This is a genomic window from Streptomyces sp. NPDC020742, assembly GCF_040641675.1.
Classification (GTDB): Bacteria; Actinomycetota; Actinomycetes; order Streptomycetales; family Streptomycetaceae; genus Streptomyces.
Map to the genome: position 1 here is coordinate 1 of NZ_JBFAEA010000008.1, position 19,240 is coordinate 19,240.

Annotated in this window: 16 protein-coding genes; 6 read left to right on the forward strand and 10 right to left on the reverse strand. The window is 73.4% G+C overall.

The genetic code is table 11. The features are described 5' to 3' along the window. Nucleotides 1-111: 111 nt before the first annotated feature. The 3 genes from AB0G84_RS16285 to AB0G84_RS16295 form a co-directional block, all read right to left on the reverse strand. Nucleotides 112-486 (reverse strand): hypothetical protein, encoded by a 375-nt coding sequence (locus tag AB0G84_RS16285; protein ID WP_361320575.1) that lies wholly within the window; start codon nt 484-486, stop codon nt 112-114. 207 nt (nt 487-693) lie between these two features. After that, nucleotides 694-1,245: a transglycosylase family protein gene (locus AB0G84_RS16290; protein WP_361320577.1), complete on the reverse strand. Its 552-nt coding sequence runs from the start codon at nt 1,243-1,245 to the stop codon at nt 694-696. A 246-nt stretch (nt 1,246-1,491) separates the two neighbouring features. Then, nucleotides 1,492-2,133: a hypothetical protein gene (locus tag AB0G84_RS16295; protein ID WP_361320579.1), complete on the reverse strand. Its 642-nt coding sequence runs from the start codon at nt 2,131-2,133 to the stop codon at nt 1,492-1,494. A gap of 476 nt (nt 2,134-2,609) precedes the next feature. Here AB0G84_RS16295 and AB0G84_RS16300 point away from each other — a divergent pair, with 476 nt between their 5' ends. Both AB0G84_RS16300 and AB0G84_RS16305 read left to right on the forward strand, forming a co-directional pair. Beyond that, the gene (locus AB0G84_RS16300; RefSeq protein ID WP_361320581.1) at nt 2,610-3,839 is read left to right on the forward strand and encodes a histidine kinase; all 1,230 of its coding nucleotides are present in this window, start codon (nt 2,610-2,612) and stop codon (nt 3,837-3,839) included. Between the two features lie 185 nt (nt 3,840-4,024). Beyond that, nucleotides 4,025-4,687: a response regulator transcription factor gene (locus tag AB0G84_RS16305; protein ID WP_361321049.1), complete on the forward strand. Its 663-nt coding sequence runs from the start codon at nt 4,025-4,027 to the stop codon at nt 4,685-4,687. 202 nt (nt 4,688-4,889) lie between these two features. On the opposite strand, the gene AB0G84_RS16310 is transcribed toward AB0G84_RS16305, so the two are convergent. Beyond that, nucleotides 4,890-6,695, reverse strand: a complete 1,806-nt coding sequence (locus AB0G84_RS16310; RefSeq protein ID WP_361320583.1) for an FAD/NAD(P)-binding protein — start codon at nt 6,693-6,695, stop codon at nt 4,890-4,892. A gap of 376 nt (nt 6,696-7,071) precedes the next feature. Here AB0G84_RS16310 and AB0G84_RS16315 point away from each other — a divergent pair, with 376 nt between their 5' ends. Further along, complete coding sequence (locus tag AB0G84_RS16315) at nt 7,072-7,236, forward strand: hypothetical protein (RefSeq protein WP_361320585.1); 165 nt, start codon at nt 7,072-7,074, stop codon at nt 7,234-7,236. A 99-nt stretch (nt 7,237-7,335) separates the two neighbouring features. On the opposite strand, the gene lanKC is transcribed toward AB0G84_RS16315, so the two are convergent. From lanKC to AB0G84_RS16330, 3 genes are read right to left on the reverse strand one after another with little or no spacing between them, the layout of a single operon-like run. Then, nucleotides 7,336-10,104, reverse strand: a complete 2,769-nt coding sequence (lanKC, locus tag AB0G84_RS16320) for a class III lanthionine synthetase LanKC (protein ID WP_361320587.1) — start codon at nt 10,102-10,104, stop codon at nt 7,336-7,338. Next, entirely contained in the window at nt 10,101-10,889 is a 789-nt protein-coding gene (locus tag AB0G84_RS16325) for a GNAT family protein (protein WP_361320589.1), read from the reverse strand. The genes lanKC and AB0G84_RS16325 overlap by 4 nt, the downstream gene beginning before the upstream one ends. A 34-nt stretch (nt 10,890-10,923) precedes the next feature. Beyond that, on the reverse strand, nt 10,924-12,183 hold the full coding sequence (locus tag AB0G84_RS16330; RefSeq protein WP_361320591.1) for a beta-ketoacyl-ACP synthase II: 1,260 nt from the start codon (nt 12,181-12,183) through the stop codon (nt 10,924-10,926). A 481-nt stretch (nt 12,184-12,664) separates the two neighbouring features. Between AB0G84_RS16330 and AB0G84_RS16335 the strand changes: the two genes are divergently transcribed. Beyond that, entirely contained in the window at nt 12,665-12,844 is a 180-nt protein-coding gene (locus tag AB0G84_RS16335) for a DUF5708 family protein (protein WP_361320593.1), read from the forward strand. A gap of 58 nt (nt 12,845-12,902) precedes the next feature. Here AB0G84_RS16335 and AB0G84_RS16340 read toward each other — a convergent pair whose 3' ends face one another. After that, nucleotides 12,903-14,150 (reverse strand): helix-turn-helix transcriptional regulator, encoded by a 1,248-nt coding sequence (locus AB0G84_RS16340; RefSeq protein ID WP_361320595.1) that lies wholly within the window; start codon nt 14,148-14,150, stop codon nt 12,903-12,905. A gap of 336 nt (nt 14,151-14,486) precedes the next feature. On the opposite strand from AB0G84_RS16340, the gene AB0G84_RS16345 reads away from it, so the two are divergent. Both AB0G84_RS16345 and AB0G84_RS16350 read left to right on the forward strand, forming a co-directional pair. After that, nucleotides 14,487-15,155, forward strand: coding sequence for a DUF1707 domain-containing protein (locus tag AB0G84_RS16345; RefSeq protein ID WP_361320597.1), 669 nt, complete (start codon nt 14,487-14,489; stop codon nt 15,153-15,155). A 104-nt stretch (nt 15,156-15,259) separates the two neighbouring features. Continuing rightward, the gene (locus tag AB0G84_RS16350) at nt 15,260-16,018 is read left to right on the forward strand and encodes an ABC transporter permease (protein ID WP_361321051.1); all 759 of its coding nucleotides are present in this window, start codon (nt 15,260-15,262) and stop codon (nt 16,016-16,018) included. Nucleotides 16,019-16,173: 155 nt separating this feature from the next. Here AB0G84_RS16350 and AB0G84_RS16355 read toward each other — a convergent pair whose 3' ends face one another. Further along, nucleotides 16,174-17,892 (reverse strand): thiamine pyrophosphate-binding protein, encoded by a 1,719-nt coding sequence (locus AB0G84_RS16355; RefSeq protein ID WP_361320599.1) that lies wholly within the window; start codon nt 17,890-17,892, stop codon nt 16,174-16,176. Next, nucleotides 17,889-19,130: an aldehyde dehydrogenase family protein gene (locus AB0G84_RS16360; RefSeq protein WP_361320601.1), complete on the reverse strand. Its 1,242-nt coding sequence runs from the start codon at nt 19,128-19,130 to the stop codon at nt 17,889-17,891. The genes AB0G84_RS16355 and AB0G84_RS16360 overlap by 4 nt, the downstream gene beginning before the upstream one ends. Nucleotides 19,131-19,240 lie beyond the last annotated feature (110 nt).

Here is a 19,240-nt window from a genome sequence, read left to right on the forward strand (position 1 = left end):
CCGCGTAGCAGGGGATGCACACCCCGCCCTGCCGGCCGGGCAGCTTCATCGACCGTATGCCGCAGGTGGACTCCCGGTACCCACCGGGAGCGGGGCCGCTTCAGCTGCGGGTCACAGACGCGTCTGGCCGGGGCCCACGTGCTGGATGTCGTTACCCGTCTTGTTCTCGGCGCCGGTCGTGCCGCCGCTGTCGACGTTGGTGTTGCCGTTGTCGATGGTCGGGCTGCCGCTGTCGCTGTTGTTGCCGCTCAGGTGGACGTTCTGTCCGTTCCTGACGTTGCCGCTGTTCACCGGCCCGTTGACACAGATCCGCGCCCGGGGCCCGCACCGCAGCACGGTGCGGAAGCTGGCGATGGTGTCGCTGGCCCACACCCCGTCCCCGCCGTACCCGCGGTCGAACCCGCCCCACGCCAGGGCGGGCGACGCCCCACCCGCAGCCAGGAGCAGGCCGCAAGCTCCTGCGATCACGAAATTGACGCGTGCCATGTTCTTCACTGTGTGCTCCTGCACCTCGCGGTTGGTAACCCGCGGTCTTGCTACCGGGCGTGCCGGTCCGGGCCAAGCCTGAGCAACGGCCCGTCCCCGGTATTCACCCTGTCCGACCACTGGATTCACCGTGACGGCCCTCCACGGCGGAGTACTCCGGCCGGCCGCCGGCCCCGGGCACAGGAGCGGTGCCCGGGCCCGGCGGGCTCACGCCCTCAGCTGGAGCCGCTGTCCGGGATAGATGCGGTCCGGGCCATGGGGCAGGGCGTGTCTGTTGCGGTCGTAGAGCCCCTCGGCGCCGCCGGCGGCGCGGGTGCGCTCGGCGATGGTCGAGAGGCTGTCGCCGGGGCGCACCACGTAACTGCGGGTGCCGGTGGGGGCGGCCTGGGGCGTGGCGCGGGTGCCGGTGGTGTAGGAGCAGTTGGGCCAGGCGGACATGCCGCGGTCGCGGACGATGCGCTCGGCGATCGCGATCTGCTCATCGCGGGTGGCGAGGTCGGCGCGCGGGGCGTAGCGCTCACCGCCGTAGGCGCGCCAGGTGGTGAGGTCGATCTGGAGGCCCCCGTGGTAGCCGTTGCCGGTGTTGATGTGCCAGCGGCCGCTGCTCTCGCAGGCGGCGACCCGCTCCCAGTCGGGCACCGGGGAATCGGCGGGCACGGGGGTGGCGGCGGCGGGGCGGGCGAGGCCGAGGACACCCAGCAGGAACAGCAGCACGGACAGGGTGGCTTCGGCGGACCGTTTGGCGAGGGGCGACGGCATGACGGGAATCCTCCGCTGTGCTCCGGCAGCGCCGCGGCGGGGTCCCCGCCACGACCGGTGGGCACGCACCAACTAACCCGGCAATATGGTTTTCTGCATGCTGGGGGAGCGCGACATGCGACGGTTTCACCCGGGTGGGCCATGACGTGGTGCCGCCGCCCGCGGCCACGAGCCCGGGGCCCGAATTCAGGCCACCGGCGGGGAATTCACGGCGCATTCCCACCGCCCGCACGGGGAAACGGGCAATTACGTGCCCGAATACGGGAAGGAGGGGGTGAGCGGAAGGGGTTCGGGGATCGCCACGGCGAACTCGTACGAGGGGAAGAAGGCGAAGTTCCGCACCGACACGGGCACCTCCGTGCCGTAGGGGCCGGGGACGCGCACGGTGCCGCGGTCGGCGGGGAAGCCGGCCTCGATGCGTTCCGGTGCGATGGACAGCCCCCGGCCGACGGCCTGCATGGCGGCGTCCTTGCGCACCCAGAAGCGGGTGATCAGGCGCTCCCGCTCGGCGGCCGGGCAACCCGCCGCGGTCCGGGACTCCTGGGCGGTCAGCACCGCGTCCTGGGTCTGCGGCAGGGCGCCCTCACCCCGGACGGACTCCACCGAGAAGCCCATCGCACGGGCGTCCTCGCCGCACGCCACGATCAGCAGCCCGCGGGTGCCGTACAGCTCCCAGTGGGAGGCCGTGGCCATCTCCTCGCGCACCCGGGCGGGGAGCCGGGCCAGCAGCCAGCTGCGGGACGCACCGTCGAGGGTGGCCCGGGTGTGGCCGTTCAGGCCCAGGCAGTGGTCCGGGGACAGGGACCCTACGGATCCGCCGCCCCGGGGGGACGGTGCGGGGACGGACGATCCGACGGGGACGACGAATATCGGGACGGGGGTGGACACCGGCGCGGGGTGACCGGTGTCCGGGCGGGGCCGGGTGTGCGAGGGTGTGAGCGGGGCCGGGCGGGCCCGGCCGGGGTGCTGCAGGTGATCCGGAGCGTCCTGGTCAAGGGGTTCCGGACAGAGTTCGAGAAGAGCGGCGTTCGTTTCCACGTACTTTCCGTCCTCCACAGGTGAGCGGTGCCGAGGCCGTACCGGGTGAATGACAGCCCGTCATACAGGTGGTGTCTCCCCCTTTTCCGCCTACATCGATCGATACAGACAGCCCAAGGTTTGCAGATCCTGCGGATCCTCCGAGTCATCCCTCTTGCTGATGTGCGGCTACATACTTCGATGTACGAGAGCACAACCCGAATTCGGGCGCCAGGGCCAGGAGAACGGACACTAAACCCCAGTACTGTCCTCGTGTGTGGTTACGTCTTTTCACAAGTACGAACGCGCGTCGCCGTCCCCTCCCGCTCCGTGACCTCAGATTGGCCGTGGGTTTCTTCGCGGGCTGTCTGATCCTGTACGTCCTGGGCGGCCCCCGGGTCATGGGCGGCGACATAGCCGCCTGGCAGGCGGTGATCCCGGTGCTCGTGCTGTGTGCCGCCACCGCCTTCCGCAGCACCCTGCCGCCGCTCGCGGTCGCCGTCGGCACCGTGACCGTGACGGTGGAGATGACCTCGAGCGGTGGGCTGGGCCCGGTACTGATCTACACCGACCTGCTGTACGCGGCGGCCCTGTACGGCGCGACCTGGCTGTGCCGGCTGCTCCAGGTCGGCACCGTCGCCGTCACCCTCGCCACCACCATCGCCCTGGTCGCCCTCGGCAACCGCTCGGAGGGCGTGACGACCGGCGTCATCGTCGCCCTGCTGCTCATCTCCCCCGTATGGACCGGGGTGTTGATAAGGAACCACAAGGAGCAGGCGGACGCCGAGCGGGAGCGCGCCGCACAGATCAACCGGCTGGCCGAGCTGGACCGCAAGACGGTGCTGCAGACCGAGCGCACCCGGATGGCCCGTGAGCTGCACGACCTGGTGGCCAACCACCTCAGCGCGATCGCCATCCACTCCAGCGCGGTGCTGTCGCTGACCGAGGCCAAGCGGGCGGCAGAGGCGGACAAGGGTGAGAACGGCGAGAAGGGCGAGAAGGGCGAGAGGGGCGACGGGGAGGAGGACCCGGTGCTGCGGGCGCTGGCGGTGATCCGGGAGAACAGCGTCCAGGGGCTGACCGAGATGCGCCGGATGGTGGTGCTGCTGCGGTCCGACCGGGGCGTGGACGACGACTGGGACCGGCCGCAGCTCAACGCCCTGGGCGCGCTGGTCGAGCAGGCCCGGCCGGCCGCCGATGCCGCCGCGCTGACCCTGCACACCGAGTTCCCCGAGGCCTTCCCGGAGGTGTCGTCGGTGATCGAGGTGACCGCGTACCGCATCGTCCAGGAGGCGCTGACCAACGTCCTCAAGCACGCCGCGGCGGGCCGGGTGCGGATCCGCTGCGAGGCCGGCGTCGAGCAGCTGACCATCTCGGTCGACAGTCCGCTGTCCCGCCCCGACGGCCGGGTCCGGCAGCGCCCGGTGGCGCAGCTGACCACCGGCGCCGGCGCCGGGCTCGCCGGGATGTCCGAGCGGGCCGCCCTGGTCGGCGGGGTCTTCGACGCGGGACCCGACCGCACCGCGCCCGGGCGGTGGCGGGTCCGGGCGGTACTCCCGCTGACCCAGAACTCCTAGGGCGTACCGCACCCCTGGGCGTACCGCACGTAAGGACACAGATGACTCCCGGGACCCGGCACCCGGGTCCGGCACGGGGGCGGTGATGACGAGAGGTGGAGCAGCCAGTGAGGCAGCCGGTGGAGGAGATAGTCAAGGACGCGGCGGACGCACCGAGGGAGGGGACGGCGGGCAGCTCACCGGGCATCCGGGTGCTGGTCGCCGACGACCAGGCCGCGGTGCGGTCCGGGCTGGTCCTGGTGCTGCAGACCGACCCGGGCATCACCGTCGTCGGCGAGGCCGGTGACGGGGAGGCGGCGGTCCGGATGGCCGCCGAGCTACGGCCCGACGTGGTGCTGATGGACGTTCAGATGCCCCAGCTCAACGGGGTCGCGGCCACCCGCAGGATCGTCGAGCGGCAGCTCGCCGAGGTGCTGGTGCTGACCACCTTCGACCTCAACGAGTACATCTTCGGGGCGCTGCGGGCCGGCGCCGGCGGCTTCATCCTCAAGAACGCCGAGCCGGCCGTGCTGGTCGGCGCGGTGCGGGAGGTGGCGCACGGCGAGGGCTTCCTCACCCCGGCGATCGCCCGCCGGCTGATCACCGAGTTCGCCGACCGCCCGCCGTCGGCCGGCCCCACCCTGCCCGACGGTGCGGCGCAGGCCCTCGACACCCTGACCAAACGCGAGCTGGAGGTGCTCGCCTGCATCGCCCGCGGGCTGGCCAACAGCGCGATAGCCGAGACCCTCAGCCTCGCCGAGGGCACCGTGAAGACCCACACCAGCCGGATCCTGTCCAAGCTCCACCTGAGCAGCCGGGTCCAGGCGGCCATCCTGGCCCAGCAGCACGGGATCACCCTGTCGGGCTGAGGGGCGGCGGCCGGGGGGGGCGGCCGGGGGGGTGCGGCCCCTCCCCGGCCCGGCAGAGCCGTGGACCGCCGTTCCGCCGTCGGTTCGGGCGGCCGGGCTCAGGCCTCGGTTTCGGGCCACGGATTCGGGCCTCGGTTTCGGGCCTCGGTTTCGGGCTTCAGGCTCAGGCCTCCGGTTCCAGCCCCGGGTTCGGGAGTCGGGCTCAGGCCTCGGCCGGGTCCAGCAGCAGCCGGCGGGCGATGGCGTCGTTCTGCCGGAAGTAGACGGCGTTGGTTCCCGGGCGGGGGAACTGGGCCGGGCCGGCGACGATCCGGTCCCGGTGCTCGGTGCCGTCCGCGCCGACCGGGTGCAGGCCCGTACCGGACAGCCGCGGCAGGCCGCTCGCACCGCCACCCGAGCCGGGCTCGGACACCAGCTCCCCGCGGGAGTACAGGGCGCGCCGCAGCGGGTCGGCCGGCTGCCCGCCGTCGGGTGCCGCGAGCCGGGCGTCGAGCAGGACGGCGGCCTCGTGGACCACACCGGGCAGGGCGGGGCTGGTCGCGCGGTAGACGGCGGACGAGCCGCCGGCCACGGTCTCCACCCGCATCCCCGGCCCCACGAACGTCACCACCCCCGCCTCGGCCAGCGCCAGCAGCTGCGCGGCGCGCAGCGGCGGCGGCCCCGAGCTGAGGTGGGTGCCGAGCGCGAAGCGGTCCAGCGCCTCGGCGACCTGATCAGCCGTCAGATGGCCGTCCCGCCACAGCTCCTCGATGACCGCACCGGTCCGCTGCAACGCATCGACCAGGGCGGTCGCGATCCCCCGCGCGGGTCCCGTACGGCGGCGCAGCTCCCCCGCCAGATGGCCCTGCAGGCGGCGCTGGAGGTCGTCGGCGCCGTCGAACCGCAGCCCGGCCAGCGGGTCCGCCAGCCGGTCCAGGTCGAGCCGGTCGGCGGGGTCGGGCACCGCCGCGCGGGCGAGTTTCGCCAGCCGCTCGGGGTCGGTGTGCAGCAGCGCGTACTGGGCGTCGAAGTCGGCCCAGGTCGTACCGGCGGCGGTGGGGCGCTCGGCGAAGAGCGCGCGGTAGTGGCACCACCCCAGTTCGGCCAGCACCAGCGGCCAGACGTCGCGGCCGAAGGTGGCGCCGGGCCGGGACAGCCGGTCCCGGCAGGCCTCGACGGTGGCGAAGCGCAGCGCCGGGGGGCCGGCGGCCGGGGCGGCCGGGGTGTCGCGCGCCGGCTTGGGTGGGAGGGGAACGCCGCGCCGGGAGCCGGCGAACAGCCGGGGCTCCCGGCCGGACGGCAGGTAGCGCAGTGGGCCGCCGGGGGCGGTACGGAGGAACCGGCCGCCGCGGCCCTCCGTCAGCAGCGCCAGGCAGTCGATGAAGACCAGGCCCAGTCCGCGGACGAGCACCGGGGCGCCGGGCGGCAGCGCGGCCAGCGCGTCCGGGTCGGCGGGGCCGGGGCCGATCCGGGTCAGGCCGGGCGGGACCGGCCCGGGGCGGTGGTCGAGGTGGCCCTGGGCGAGGACCACCCGGTCGGCCGGGACGGGCGGGTGGCCCCCGTCGAGGACGACCAGTTGCCGGCCGTCGGGCGTCCGCCGCAGGTCCGTGGCGCGCGCCCGGTGCAGGTGCAGCCGGACCGAGGCGGGGCGCGCGCGGGTGACCGTCTCGAAGAAGTGGCGCAGGTAGCGACCCTGGTCGCGGCGGGCCGCGTAGCCGCCGTCGTGCAGCGGGGCGTCGAGCCAGCCGGCGGTGGTGGGGCCGGGCCGCGGCGGGCCGGCGCAGTCCACGCTCTCGTCGGGGTACAGGGTGACCTGCTCGGCGGCGGAGTTCATCCACAGCAGGCCGGGCTGGTCGGTGCGCCAGGTGCGGCCGGCGCCCGGCGGGTAGGGGTCGACGAGGTGCAGGTCCAGCGGACGGTCGCCGTACAGGGTGGGGACGTTGGCGAGGATCCGCTCGACGATCGAGGTGCCGCGCGGGCCGCAGCCGATGATGCACAGGGAACGGGCGGGGCCCGCGGTGTCGTTCAACTGGCCTCCGTCCGTGGGCTGTTGGGGCGGCGCGAGCGGTGGTGTCCCACGGGCCGGACGCCCGGGAGAAGGCAAGGGCCCGGTGGCCCGTGCCGCAGCACGGGACCACCGGGCGCCGTGTCAGCAGCCGCCGGAGACGGTGGAGCCGAGCGCCTGGGCGTCACGCTCGCCCGGCACCTCCAGACCCTGAAGATCCATGATGGTCATGTCGTCACCTCCCTTCCGCGTTTCGGTGGACGTGTGTACGGTTACAAGACGGTGTGTAGTGAAGGACGAACGTCCTTGACGGACGCCGTAGTTCATCGCCGTAACGCATCGCTGCCGTACCGCATCGCTGTGGAACAATGCCGTACCGAATGCCGTCACCGACACCGTGTTGCCGACTGGGTCAGCAGCCGCCGCTGATGGTGGAGCCGAGCGCCTGGGCGTCACGCTCGCCCGGCACCTCCAGGCCCTGCAGGTCCATGATGGTCATCTGACGACACCTCCCTCCGGTGGTGTGGAGTGGATGATCGCGGTGGTGACGTACCAGGTGCCGTAGTGGGACACCTGGTGCCGGCGGGCCGTGCAATGACGGTGCACGGTCCGGCCGGCGGTTCGTCAGCAGCCGCCGGAGACGGTGGAGCCGAGCGCCTGGGCGTCACGCTCGCCCGGCACCTCCAGGCCCTGAAGGTCCATGATGGTCATCTGACGACACCTCCCTTCCGCGGTCCGCAGTGCCCGCTGCCCCGGACGGGGCGGTGGGGGTGACGGCGCCGGTGGCGCCGCCGCCGCGTCCCGGTGCGGCCGGTGCAACGGCCGCCGCGGGGCGCGAGTCGGTGAGGAACGGCAGCAGCGGGGTGCCCCGTTCGGCGGTGGCGAGCGCCAGCAGGACGCCGGCGCCGCCACCGGCCAGGTCCATGGAGATCCGGGCGCGGCCGTCGCAGGGGAAGACCGTCGCTCCGTTCCACGTCATGGCGTGCTGGCCGAGGTTGGTCAGATGGCGGCGCAGGTACCGGTCGACGGCTGCGCGGTCGAGGGCGGGGCCGCCGGGCCGCTCCGGTCCGTCCGGGGGCAGCGGCACCCGGTCGCGGAGCAGCGCCAGGGTGGCGAGCAGGCCCGCGCGTCCGCCCAGCAGCCCGGACTCGATGACGAAGTCGGCGGCACAGGCGCGCAGCAGGGCGGGCAGCGCCTCATGGATCCGCGGGTCGTCGCGGTGGTCCAGCAGGTGGGCCGCCACGAGGGCGATGCCGGCGCTGCCGTTGTCCAGATAGGGCAGCAGACGGAAGCCCTCGTCCACCTGGAGCGTGCCCTGTGGGCCCGGTGAGCACCGGTCGAGGTCGCGGTGGACGGCGCGGACCGCGGCGTCCAGCAGCCCGGGGTCTCCGGTGGCGCGGTGGGCGTGCAGCAGGAAGAGCGCGGCGCCCGACCAGCCGTACATCAGCCCGGCGGCGTCCGTGGAGCCGCGCCGGCGGCGGCGTGCGACGGGGGCGGTGCGGGCGGCGTCCAGCCGGTCGGTGACCCGGTCGGCGAGGCCGAGGGCCTGCTGCCGCAGGGCGGCGCTGTCCAGCGCGTCGGCGAAGTGCAGCAGGTTCAGGCCGACGCCCGACAGCCCGCGGTAGAGGCTGGGGCAGTGGCGCAGGGCGAGCGATCCGGCGGCCCGCTCCAGGGCCCGTCCGGCGGCCTCGTGGTCGCCCAACTCCCTTAAGACGTACGCCATGCCGTGCAGACCGTCGTAGAAGCCGATCCGTTCGGCGGGGGTCTTGTCGAGGGCGGCGCGCAGCCAGGCCGCGCCCTGCTCGTCGCGCTCCCCGAGGGCGATGTGCCGGGCCCACAGGACACCGGCCGCGCCGTGTGCGAAGCCCGCGCCGCCCTCGACGAACTGCTCGAAGTCGCCGGGGTACAGCCGGTCGGTGCGGTACGGGGTGGCGCTGGCGCGCAGCCCCCGGCCGAGCGAAGCCAGCACGTCGTCCGGTGGGAACGCCCCTGGTGAGGAGCGGAGTTGGGAGGTGGTGTCGTCGTTGGGCGCCAGCTGCGGGGCGAGCCGGGCGACCAGGGCGTCCGGCAGGGCGTAGCGCTCGGCGGCGGTGGCCAGCAGGGCGGCGGCCTTGTCCGGGGCGAGCCCGCCCAGGGCGGCCAGCGGCAGGAAGAGCCAGAGCCCGATGGCGGCGAGCGCGTAGTGGTCGCCGTCCGCGCCGGTCGCATCGCCGCGGTGGAAGCCGGGGGCGCCGAGGCTGCTGGGGGTGGCCCGGTCGAGGTCGTCGGCCACCTCGAAGTCGATCAGCACCGGTTCGTCACCCGGCTTGATGATGAGGTTGCCCGGGTGCAGGTCACCGATCCGCAGGCCGCGGGCGTGCACCGAGGCGACCAGCGCCTCGATCCGGTCGAACAGGGCCACCGCGCGGTCCCGGTAGTCCGTGACGGCCCGCTCGTCGGGGTCGGGGACGGTCAGCGGGTGGTGCGCGGCGAGCCAGGTCTGGAAGTCCTGCCCGTCGATGTCCTCCAGGATCAGGAAGAGGTGGTCGCGGACCTTCAGGGTGCCGAAGGTGCGCGGGATGCCGGGGAGCCCGGCCAACCGCTGGAGCATCCGGTGCTCGTGGGCGACCCGGGTGACCGCGTCGCGGCCGATGCCGTCGGTGCCGGAGAAGGGCCGGCCCTCCTTGAGGACGACGCTGCGCTCGCCGGCGCCCGGGGCGTCCCCGCCGAGGGGCGCGGCGCGGTAGACGCCGCCGCCGTGGGAGAACTGCAGCGCCCCGGTGATTCGGTAGGGGAAGTCGTCCAGCGCCTGCCGGGCGGCCAGCGAGTCCTTGAGGACGTCGGGCAGCTGCACCCAGTCGGGGGTGTGGAAGACGGGGGTGCGGCGGTCGGCCTCGGGGGTGCCGTCGGGGCGGCGGAAGGCCGTGACCAGGTCGCCGTCGTCGTCCTCCAGGTAGCGGGTGCGGAAGCCGCCGTACCGTACGTAGAGCGGGCCCTGACGGAAGCGCAGGTCGGTCAGGACGTACGGGCCGGGGCGACCGCCGATGAGCGCGTCGAGCCCTTCGAGGGCGGCCGCGAACTCGGCGTCGTCCACCGGGTAGACGGTCAGCAGCTTGCCGGCCGAGGAGCGCTGCGCGTACTTGCGGCTCAGGGCGCGCAGGACGTTGGCGCTCTTGAGGTACTTGAAGGCGATGCCGTGCGCGGTGCAGTGCGCGGCGACGTCGGCGAGGGTGCGGGCGGCGTCCTCGGGGGCCGCGCTGACGTGGATCTTCCAGCCCTGGTCGGGGAGTCGGTCCTCGGCCGGGCGGCAGAAGGTCCAGGCCTCGTTGTCCTCGCGGGTCCAGCCGTCTGGCAGCGGCGGGGCGGGGAAGCGGGTGGCTTCCAGGTCCCAGTTGCCGGGCCAGTCGAAGAAGGTGCGGTCGGCCAGGGCGAAGCTCTCGGCGCCGTCTCTCATGCCGCACCTGCCGCGGGGGCGGGCTCGCCGGCGGCGAGCGGTTCGACGGACGGGGCGGCCGACGGCCCGGCGGGTGCGGCAGACGGGGCGGCGGGTGCGGCCGACGGCTCGGCGGGTGCGGCGGGCCGTCCGGCGCCGCCCAGGTAGCCGTCCAGTGCGGTGCGTCCGCGGGCCGCCAGGTGCTCGACGAGCACGGCACGGGCCTGCGTCTTGTCGTCCTCGGAGACGAAGTCCTCCAGCCCGACGGCCAGCACGCGGTTGTCCTCGCTTGGCTTGAGCGAGGCGTAGTGCTCGTCGCGGAGCAGGCCCCACACGATCGCGTCGTGGTACGCCCCGTCGAGGTAGCAGTGGTCCCGCAGGATGCCCTCGACCACGAACGGGGTCTTGGTCATCAGCCGGATGATGCCCTTGTTGTAGCCGGCGGTGGTGACCTGCACGCGGTGCGCGTCGAGCTGGTGGAAGAGGTAGTCGACCAGCAGCACCACGGCCTCCGCGCCGTAGCCGCGGCGCCACAGCTCGGGCGCGCCGATCGCACCGCCGACGGTGAAGCCGCCGATCCGGCCGGAGCGTTGGTAGCTGACGGTGCCGATGCGGTCGCCGTCCTTGGTGCGGATCACCAGGTTGTGGACCCGGCCGGCGCGGTTGGCCTGCTCGATCTCGGCGGCGCCCAGCAGCTCCCAGTCACCGCTGAGCACGGCGGCCGGCGAGCCGGGCCGCAGCCAGGTGGCGATCGCCGCCCAGTCGTCGTCGCCGGGCCATTCCAAGGTCACCAGTCGTCCCTGCACGGTGTGCGTCCCTCCTCAGCTCGGGTCTCGTCGGTCAGCGGGTGTAGCGGGTCAGGACGAGTACGGCGTTGTGCCCGCCGAACCCGAAGGAATTGCTCAGCACCACATCTCCGTCCCACTCGCGGGCGCCCTTGACCACCAGGTCGAGGTCCTCCTCAGCGGGGTGGTCGCAGTTGCGGATCGGCGGGACGGTGCGGTCCCGCAGCGACAGCACCGCGGCGGCGGCCTCGGCGGCTCCGGAGGCACCGAGCATGTGCCCGGTCATGCTCTTGACGGCGGTGACCGGTGTGCGGCGCAACTGGTCGGGGCCGAACACCTCGCGCAGCGCCGCCGCCTCGATCCGGTCGTTGAGGACGGTGCCGGTGCCGTGCGCGCTGATCTGCCCGACGTCCTCGGGGGCGATCCGCGCCTCTTCGAGGGCGCCGCGCATCGCGCGGACGGCGCCGGCGCCGGTGGGGTCGGGGGCGGTGGCGTGGTGGGCGTCGCTGGTGGTGGCGTAGCCGGCCACCTCGGCGAGGATCTCCGCGCCGCGCCGCTCGGCGTGGCCGGCCTCCTCCAGCGTCAGGACGGTGGCGCCGACGGCCATCACAAAGCCGTCGCGGTCCCGGTCGAAGGGCCGGCTGGCGCCTTCGGGGTCGTCGTTGCGGCGGGAGAGGGCCTGGGCGTTGGCGGTGCCGGCCAGGTCGACGGCGGTCAGGGCGTCGTCCGTCCCGCCGGCCAGGGCGACGTCGGCCCGTCCGTGGCGGATCAGTTCGGCCGCCTCGCCGAGAGCCACCGCGCCGGTGGCACAGGCCGCGGAGACCGCGCCGCTGGGGCCGCCGATGCCGTACTTGATGGACAGCAGGCTGGTCGGGTGGTCGATGGCGGTGAGCACCGAGTGGTACGGGGAGACCCGCCGGGGGCCCTGCTCCCGCAGGATGTCGTACTGCTGCTGGATCGCGTTGGCGGCGCCGTAGCCGGAGCCGATCACCGCGGCGAAGCGGTGGTTGGCGACGCCGGCGCCGGTGTCGAGGCCGGCGGAGCGCATCGCCTCGGCCGCCGCGACCACCGCGTACTGGGTGAAGTTGTCGCAGCGCCGGGCCTCCTGCGGGGTGAGGTGGCCGGTGGTGTCGAAGCCGGTGAGGTCGCCGCCGATCCGGACGGGGAGGCCGGTGGTGTCGAAGCGGGTCACGGCACGGACGCCGCTGCGGCCGGCGAGGAGGGCGGCCCAGAAGTCCGCAGTGGTGTTTCCCACGGGGGACACCACGCCGCAGCCGGTGACGACGACGCGTCGCCGATCGGTGCGCAACTCCATGAAACCCACCTCCTGATTTTCTGCCCCGGTAGTCACGCTCGGGGCGTCCTCATGACCAGAAACATGACAGCCGAGTCATCGACCTGTCAACACTCTTCGCAAAGTCAGTCAGTCGATGGCGCGACCACCCACACCCCCACTACGCCCCGCACCAGCGAAAATGCGCCCAGACGCATGACCAGCAGAGTCATGAAAATTGACTGCACGGGGGCCGTTCAGCGCCGTCACCACAGGACAGCCGGACCGGTCACACCCCCGGTCACGCCCCCGGTCACGCCCTCGGTCGCCCACCCGGCCGCGCCGCGCGCGGAGCCGGACGGCGCCCCGGGTAGGGGCCGGGAGTACATAGAAAGTGACAGTCGGTGGGGCGGAAAGTGCCTACCTGCGGATGATCCGAATGCGGCGGCCGGACGGGACGCTGGTCCGTACAACCGACCCCGCCGCCCGATGCGGGGCGCCGTCACGAGGGACGAGGGAACTCATGAAGGGTATTGCGGTAGGTATTGTTCTGGCGATCATCGGCCTGATCCTCTGGCTGACCACAAAGGAAGTGGAGACACCGGTCGTCTCGCTTCACAAGGCCGGGCTGGTACTGGCGATCGTCGGTGGCGCCGAGGCCCTGTTCGCACTACTGGGCCTGGGAAAGAAGTCGAATAAGTAAGCGTGTATGGGGCGCAATAACGGCATTGTGGCAGCGCACCGCGCTTTTGCCCCGGCCGTCAGCCGCGCTTTTCCAGGAGGTCCGCCAGCCGTTCCCGGGCCCGCTCAGCGTGCCGGTACGCCTGGGCCCGCCGGAACAGCTCCGCGGAATACCGGAAGTACCCGGCCGCCCTTTCCCGGTCCCCCACCCGCTCACACGCCGCCGCGATCTCCCCGAGCGCGGCGGCCTTCTCATGGCTGCGGCCGGTGTCGGGCAGCGCGGCCAACTCCTCGCCCAGCGCGACCAGCTGCGCCACCTCGCCGGCCGCCTCGGCGCAGACCGCCTCCGCGGTCGTCAGCCACAGCGGGAAGCCCGGCTCCTGGGCCACCGAGGCGACCACCAGACCGCGCTCGACGATGCTGCGGGCCGCCGTCTCCTCGCCCTGCCCCAGGAGCAGCAGCGCGTACTGGCCGCTGATCCGCTCCCACAGCGGGAAGCCCGCGGCCGGTGTCACCCGGCGTGCGCACTCCCCCAGCAGCGCGGTGGCGCGCGCCGTCTCGCCCCGGTCGCGCAGGTCGAGCGCCCGGTGCAGATCGATGCTGGCGCGCGGCCCGGGGAACGCCCCGTCCGGCGACGGGCGGCCGTGGTCGGTGTCGGGCGCCCAGTCGGGGCAGCCGCTCCAGTACGCGCAGCGGGTGAGCACATCGAGGACCAGCAGCGCGTGGAAGCCGCCGCCCGGACGCCGGTCGGCGCATTCGAGGAAGCCGGTGAGCGCATGGCGCAGCCCGTCCTGGACCCGGCCGGCCGACTCCAGCAGGTCGGCGAGCGCGATCAGGGCACGCAGCCGGGCCTCGGCGTACGGCGCGGGCGCCAGCGCCTGGAGCATGCGCAGCAGGACCTCGGCGCCCTCATCCGCACGGCCCAGCGTGCCCAGTATTTCGGCAATCGCGAGCTGCGCCTCGGTCAATACGTCGTCCTGCCGGCCGGCCGGTTCAATCTCGGCCAGTGCGCGGAATTCCGACAGCGCCCCCTCGGCGTCGCCGCCCTCCCATTGCCGCCGGGCCGCCACCAATCGCCCGACCAGGTCCAGCCGGCGGACCCGGCCCGGGCTTTCGACCGGCTCGGCACTTCTGGATATGTCGTCCACGCCGACCCCGAGGCGTTCCGCCAGGATCTTGAGCGCCCGACCGCTGGGAATGCGCTTCCCGCGTTCGACGAGCGAGATGTAGCTGGACGACATCTCAGCCCCGGCAAGGTCGTGCTGTGTCATTCCCGCGCTGACCCGAAGCTCTTTGATGCGCCGCCCGGTGTCCGCCAGCTCAGGCATTCGACAAACCCTCCGGATTACGAACGGTGGATGACTCCGCCCGGCTGCATCAAATCGGCGAGTCACAATGAGTGCTACGCACTTTACCAAGCAGTCAAGAAGAAGTCGACCAATATTCGGATTCCTTCACCGTTCTTCACCGACCCTACTGAGATCATTTCGGCGACTACCCGGGCGACGAAAAACCGGCTGCCGAGTACACCGAACTGTGTGCCTCGGCGCCGGGGGTCAACCTTTCGATGTACTACCGCACGGCGATGCCCCCGCCCCCGGTGACGTGGTCCGATGATCCCGGCGAACGCCCCACCCCTGCCCGGACCTCGCGGAGGCACCACGATGACGCCGTCCCAACGCCCCGATCTGCACAAGGACGTGACGCCCTCGTCCGCCCCCACCGCCCCGGCCCGTGCGGTGCTGGCGTCCGACGCCGAGCGCGAGACCATGGTCGAGCGGCTCAGGGAGGCCACCGCCGAGGGCCGGTTGACCCTGGAGGAGCTGGCCGAGCGGTCCGAGGCGGCGTACCTGGCCCGCACCCGCGAGGAGTTGGATGCGGTCGGCGCGGACCTGCCGCACGTCACACCCCCCGAGTCCGCCGCCACCGCCACCGGGCAGCGCAGCTTCCGCGCCCTCGTCGGTGACCTCGTCCACCACAGCCCCTCCCTGGAGCACGGCATCGAGGCCACCGCGGTCCTCGGCGACGTGACCCTCGACCTGTGCGGCTCCCCCGCCCCCTCGACCGGCGAACTGACCATCACGGCCCGCGCCCTGGTCGGCGACGTCCATCTGCTGCTCCCCGAAGGCGTCCGGGTGGAGCTGAACTGCAGCACGGTTCTGGGCGACGTACGCAATCTGACCCGGGACCACTCCGGACCGGAGGCCGTCACCCCGCGCGTGCGCATCACCGGCTCCGCGGTCCTGGGCGACATCATCGTCGCCCACCCCAGCACCGACCGGCGGACGTACTGGCAGAAGTGGCTCCAAGAGCGCCGCGGCACGACGGCCTGAGGCGGGGAGCAGCCGTGACCTCCCCCCAGGCGGCGCAGCGGGTGCGCTTCCGCCCCGGGCCGACCGCCCCGCTCCGCGACGAGGGGCCGGTGGGCCCGCGGGCGATGGCCCGGCACACCGGCGCCCTGATCCGCCGCAACCTCCTGCAGATCCGGCGGAACCCGGAGTCGATGACCGACGCCCTGCTGATGCCGGTCGTCCTGACGGTGCTGTTCGTCTTCGTCTTCGGCGGTGTGCTCGGCGCCGGCGGCTCCCGTGCGCAGTACACCGCGTTCCTGGTGCCCGGCCTGATGGTGATCCTCGGCATGACCATCGCTATGGCCGTGGGCACCGGCGTCAACGACGACTTCCGCACCGGCGTGATGGACCGCTTCCGTACGCTGCCGATCGCCCGCTCCTCGGTGCTGGTGGCCAAGGTCGTGGTCGAGACCGGCCGGATGCTGGTCGCCATCGCGGTCCTGCTGACCATCGCGGCCGTGCTGGGCTTCGACGTCGCCGGCCATGCGGCGGGCCTGGCGGCGGCGGTCGGCCTCACCGCCGTCTTCGGCACCTCGCTGATCTGGATCTTCATGCTGCTGGGGCTGACCCTGCGCTCCGCCCAGGCGGTGCAGTCGCTGTCGGTGGTGGTGCTGACGCCGCTGCAGTTCGGCTCCTCGATCTTCGTCTCGCCGTCGACCATGCCGGACTGGCTGCGGGCCTTCACCGGCGTCAACCCCCTGACCCATATGGCCGACGCGGCCCGCGGACTCGCCCTGGGCGAGGGGCCGGTGGCCGGGCCGGTGCTCTGGACGCTGGTGTGGTCGGTCGGCCTCACCGCGGTCACCGCGCCGCTCGCCCTCGCACGGTTCCGCACCAAGACCTGACACCGATCCGTACGGTCGGAGCGCATCCCCCGTCACGCCGATGGCGTGGCTCCCCCGTACGAAGAAGCCGTGGACCCGGCCCCCCGGCCACCCCCGGGCCGGCCGGGCCGGGTCCACGCAGCACGCCGCCGTGGCTACGGGCCTCCCGTAACCCCTTAGGCCGTCCCCTCGCGCTCGGGGAAGTCCCCGGCCGAACCGCTCATCCCCGGCGGGGTGTCGGGGAGCGCGACCGCGATCTCGACCACCGCGGTGGTGCCGCCGGCGACCTGCTGCCAGGCGGCGGACAGCGCGGCGTCCAGCTCATCCGCCGCGGTCACCCGGCGGTAGTCGCAGCCGTAGGCGCGGGCCAGCCCCTCGGTGCCGGTGGGGCGCGGGACGGTGAAGGCGAACCGCGAGTCCGGGCCGCAGACCCGGTCGAGGTTGGACTGCAGCCAGCCATAGCCGCCGTTGTCGAGGACGAGGTAGAGCACCGCGGCGCCGGCGTCGGCGACCGTGGGCAGTTCGGCGCGGAAGAGGTTGAAGGCGCCGTCGCCGACCACCGCGACCACCGGCCGCCCGGCCGGTTCGGCCAGCCGGACACCGACCGCCGCCGCCGCGCCGAAGCCCAGCGGCGTCTGCTCGCTGGGCACCACCGATCCGGCACCGGCGCCGAGCGTGGTGTGCGGGAAGAAGTACGACCACATGTCCTGCAGGCCGTTCTCCTGGACCAGGACCCGGTCGGCGGGGACCACGCGGTCCAGCGCGGTGAGCACCCGGGAGACCGGGACCGCCCCCTCGGGCACCCGCTTACCGGCCTCCTCGGCGCGGTCCGCGGCGCGCTGCGCCAGGGCGGCCCGTACCGCCCCGACCCGCTCCGGCCAGCCGTCGCCGGGCCGGTGGCCGGCCAGCAGCCCCGTCCAACCGTCGACGGTCCGCCCCACGTCACCGAGGACGTGGTCCCCGGGCCGCTCCAGCACCAGGCTCTCCTCGCCCAGGACCGCCTGGACGACGGGGAGTTCGGCGGCCTCGTCCGGCCAGCCGAAGGTGGCGGTCTCCTCCAGTCGGCTGCCCAGGGCGATCACCAGGTCGGCCTCCCGCCACAGCGCGTCCATCGGTGCGGCCGTGTAGAGGCCGCTGACGCCGCAGTACAGCGGGTGGTCCTCGGCCACGGTGCCGCGGCCGGAGGCGGTGGTGAACAGGCCGGCGCCCAGGAGTTCGGCGAAGCGCTCGATACGGCGGCCGGTGTTGCGGTGCCGGGCGCCGCCGCCCACCAGCAGCAGCGGCCGCCGGGCGGCGGCGATGCGGTCCGCGGTGGCGGCCAGGGCGTCCGGGTCGGGGCCGGGACGCTGCGCCCGCACCGGCCGCCAGGGACCGGTGCGGGGGACCGGGTCGGCCGCGATCTGCTCGGCCAGCTCCAGGTAGACGGGCCCGGGAGTGCCGTTGACGGCCAGCGCGGCGGCCTTCTCCAGGGCGGCCGGCAGCCGTTCGGCGTGGTCGACCCGGACCGCCCACTTCACGAACGGACGGACCGCGGTGAGCTGGTCCAGCTCCTGGAAGGCGCCGGTGCCCAGCCGGTCGAGCCGGGTGCCGTCGGCGATCAGGAGCAGCGGGGCGGCGGCGGAGCGCGCCTCCAGCAGGCCGGTGAGCGCATTGGTCAGGGCCGGCCCCTTGCCGATCACACAGACCCCCGGGCGCCCGGCGGCCAGCGCGTAACCGGTCGCCATGAACAGCGCGTTGCGCTGGTCGCGGCAGAGCACCACCCGGGTGTCGGTGCGCTCCAGCTCGCCGAGGAGCGCCATGTCGTCGCCGGGCAGCCCAAAGACCGCCCGGGTGCCGAGGTGGCGGAGGTGGTCGGCGACAGCGGCCCAGGCGGTGGGGTGCGATGCCACGGTCATCGGGTGCCTCCCGCTCCGTGGGCGGCAACGGCCTGGGAGATCAGTACGGGCTCGGCGCGCACCTCGTGGCCGTCGGAGATGTAGTTGGCCATCCGGCCGTAGCCGCCGAACGGGGCGTTGCCGTCGTCGATGGACAGCAGGGTGGTGTCCTGGGTGACGGTGGTCCGCCGGCGCAGCGCCTCGACCAGGGCGGGGGCGTGGCCGTAGACGCTGGATCCCAGGGCACGTTCGGTGAACGTGCCGGTGGTGAGGGTGGCCGCGAGGGCGTCCTCGTCGCGGTAGGAGGTGACGTTGAAGATCGGGGCGAAGAACTCCGGCACCTGGGTGCGCGGGGTGACCTCCGCACCGACGACGACGGTGGGGTCGAGCCGGCGGCCCCGGAAGTCGACGTGCCCGCCGTGCACGATCTCCCCGCGGTGGCGGGCGAGGAACTGGGCGCCGTCCTCCAGCGCACTGTCGTAGAAGATCGGCCCGAAGTCGGCGTCCGGATCGGTGTACGGGCCGTAGCGCAGCCCCTTCAGCTCGCTGACCAGCGCGTCCACGAACGGCTCCCGCAGCGTGTGGTGCACGCTGAACAGGTCGGGGCCCAGGCAGTCCTGACCGGTGTTCAGCACCCGGATGGCGATCGCGTCCCGGGCCGCCCGCTCGACGTCGGCGCCGGGCGCGACCACGAACGGGTTGACCCCGGAGCCGAGGAAGAGGAACAGCTGCCCCGGGGAGAGCCGGGCGCGGATCTGCTCGGCGTTGGCGTAGGCGCCGGTGAAGACCACCACGTCGGCGGGGCGGACGTGGTCGTCCAGGAACTCCCGCTGGCTGGCGGTGGTCAGGGTGATCGGCAGGCCGTGCTGCTCGGCGAGCAGGGCGTGCAGCCGGCGCATCTGGTCCTTGACCCGGCTGGAGGGCCGGAAGACCAGGCGGTCGGTGTAGAGGGCGGGCACCAGGAGGTAGAGGGCGTAGGAGTAGAGGATGACGTTCGACGGCATGAAGGCGGCCAGCTGGGGGACCCGGCCCGGCCGGTGGCGGGCCACCTCGTCCAGGGCCCCGTCGAGGGTGGCGAGGGTCGACTCGATCTCGTAGCGAGCGGCGCGGTGGGTGGAGATCTCACACAGCAGCTCGTGCACGGTACCGGCGTCGTTCACCAGGAAGTCCCGGACCCTGTGCACGGCCGCCGCACGTTGGCGCGTGAGGCTGTCCTCCGGCTCGGCGGCCACGGCCGGCCATGCGGGAGCGGAGCTCATATGTCCCTCCTCGGGGCGTAGTCCATGGAGGGTCAGCGTCAGCCAATTGTCATTTATTGTCAAGCAAAGTCATTGCACTCGACTCACTCATATGACAAGCGGCGTCACCC

Excerpts from the sequence above, each read along its gene's own strand:
- AB0G84_RS16285 (WP_361320575.1), bottom strand. The coding sequence starts at position 486 with ATGGCACGCGTCAATTTCGTGATCGCAGGAGCTTGCGGCCTGCTCCTG.
- AB0G84_RS16290 (WP_361320577.1), bottom strand. The coding sequence starts at position 1,245 with ATGCCGTCGCCCCTCGCCAAACGGTCCGCCGAAGCCACCCTGTCCGTG.
- AB0G84_RS16330 (WP_361320591.1), bottom strand. The coding sequence starts at position 12,183 with ATGGAGTTGCGCACCGATCGGCGACGCGTCGTCGTCACCGGCTGCGGC.
- AB0G84_RS16360 (WP_361320601.1), bottom strand. The coding sequence starts at position 19,130 with ATGAGCTCCGCTCCCGCATGGCCGGCCGTGGCCGCCGAGCCGGAGGAC.
- AB0G84_RS16355 (WP_361320599.1), bottom strand. The coding sequence starts at position 17,892 with ATGACCGTGGCATCGCACCCCACCGCCTGGGCCGCTGTCGCCGACCAC.
- AB0G84_RS16345 (WP_361320597.1), top strand. The coding sequence starts at position 14,487 with ATGACGCCGTCCCAACGCCCCGATCTGCACAAGGACGTGACGCCCTCG.
- AB0G84_RS16340 (WP_361320595.1), bottom strand. The coding sequence starts at position 14,150 with ATGCCTGAGCTGGCGGACACCGGGCGGCGCATCAAAGAGCTTCGGGTC.
- AB0G84_RS16350 (WP_361321051.1), top strand. The coding sequence starts at position 15,260 with ATGGCCCGGCACACCGGCGCCCTGATCCGCCGCAACCTCCTGCAGATC.
- lanKC (WP_361320587.1), bottom strand. The coding sequence starts at position 10,104 with ATGAGAGACGGCGCCGAGAGCTTCGCCCTGGCCGACCGCACCTTCTTC.
- AB0G84_RS16335 (WP_361320593.1), top strand. The coding sequence starts at position 12,665 with ATGAAGGGTATTGCGGTAGGTATTGTTCTGGCGATCATCGGCCTGATC.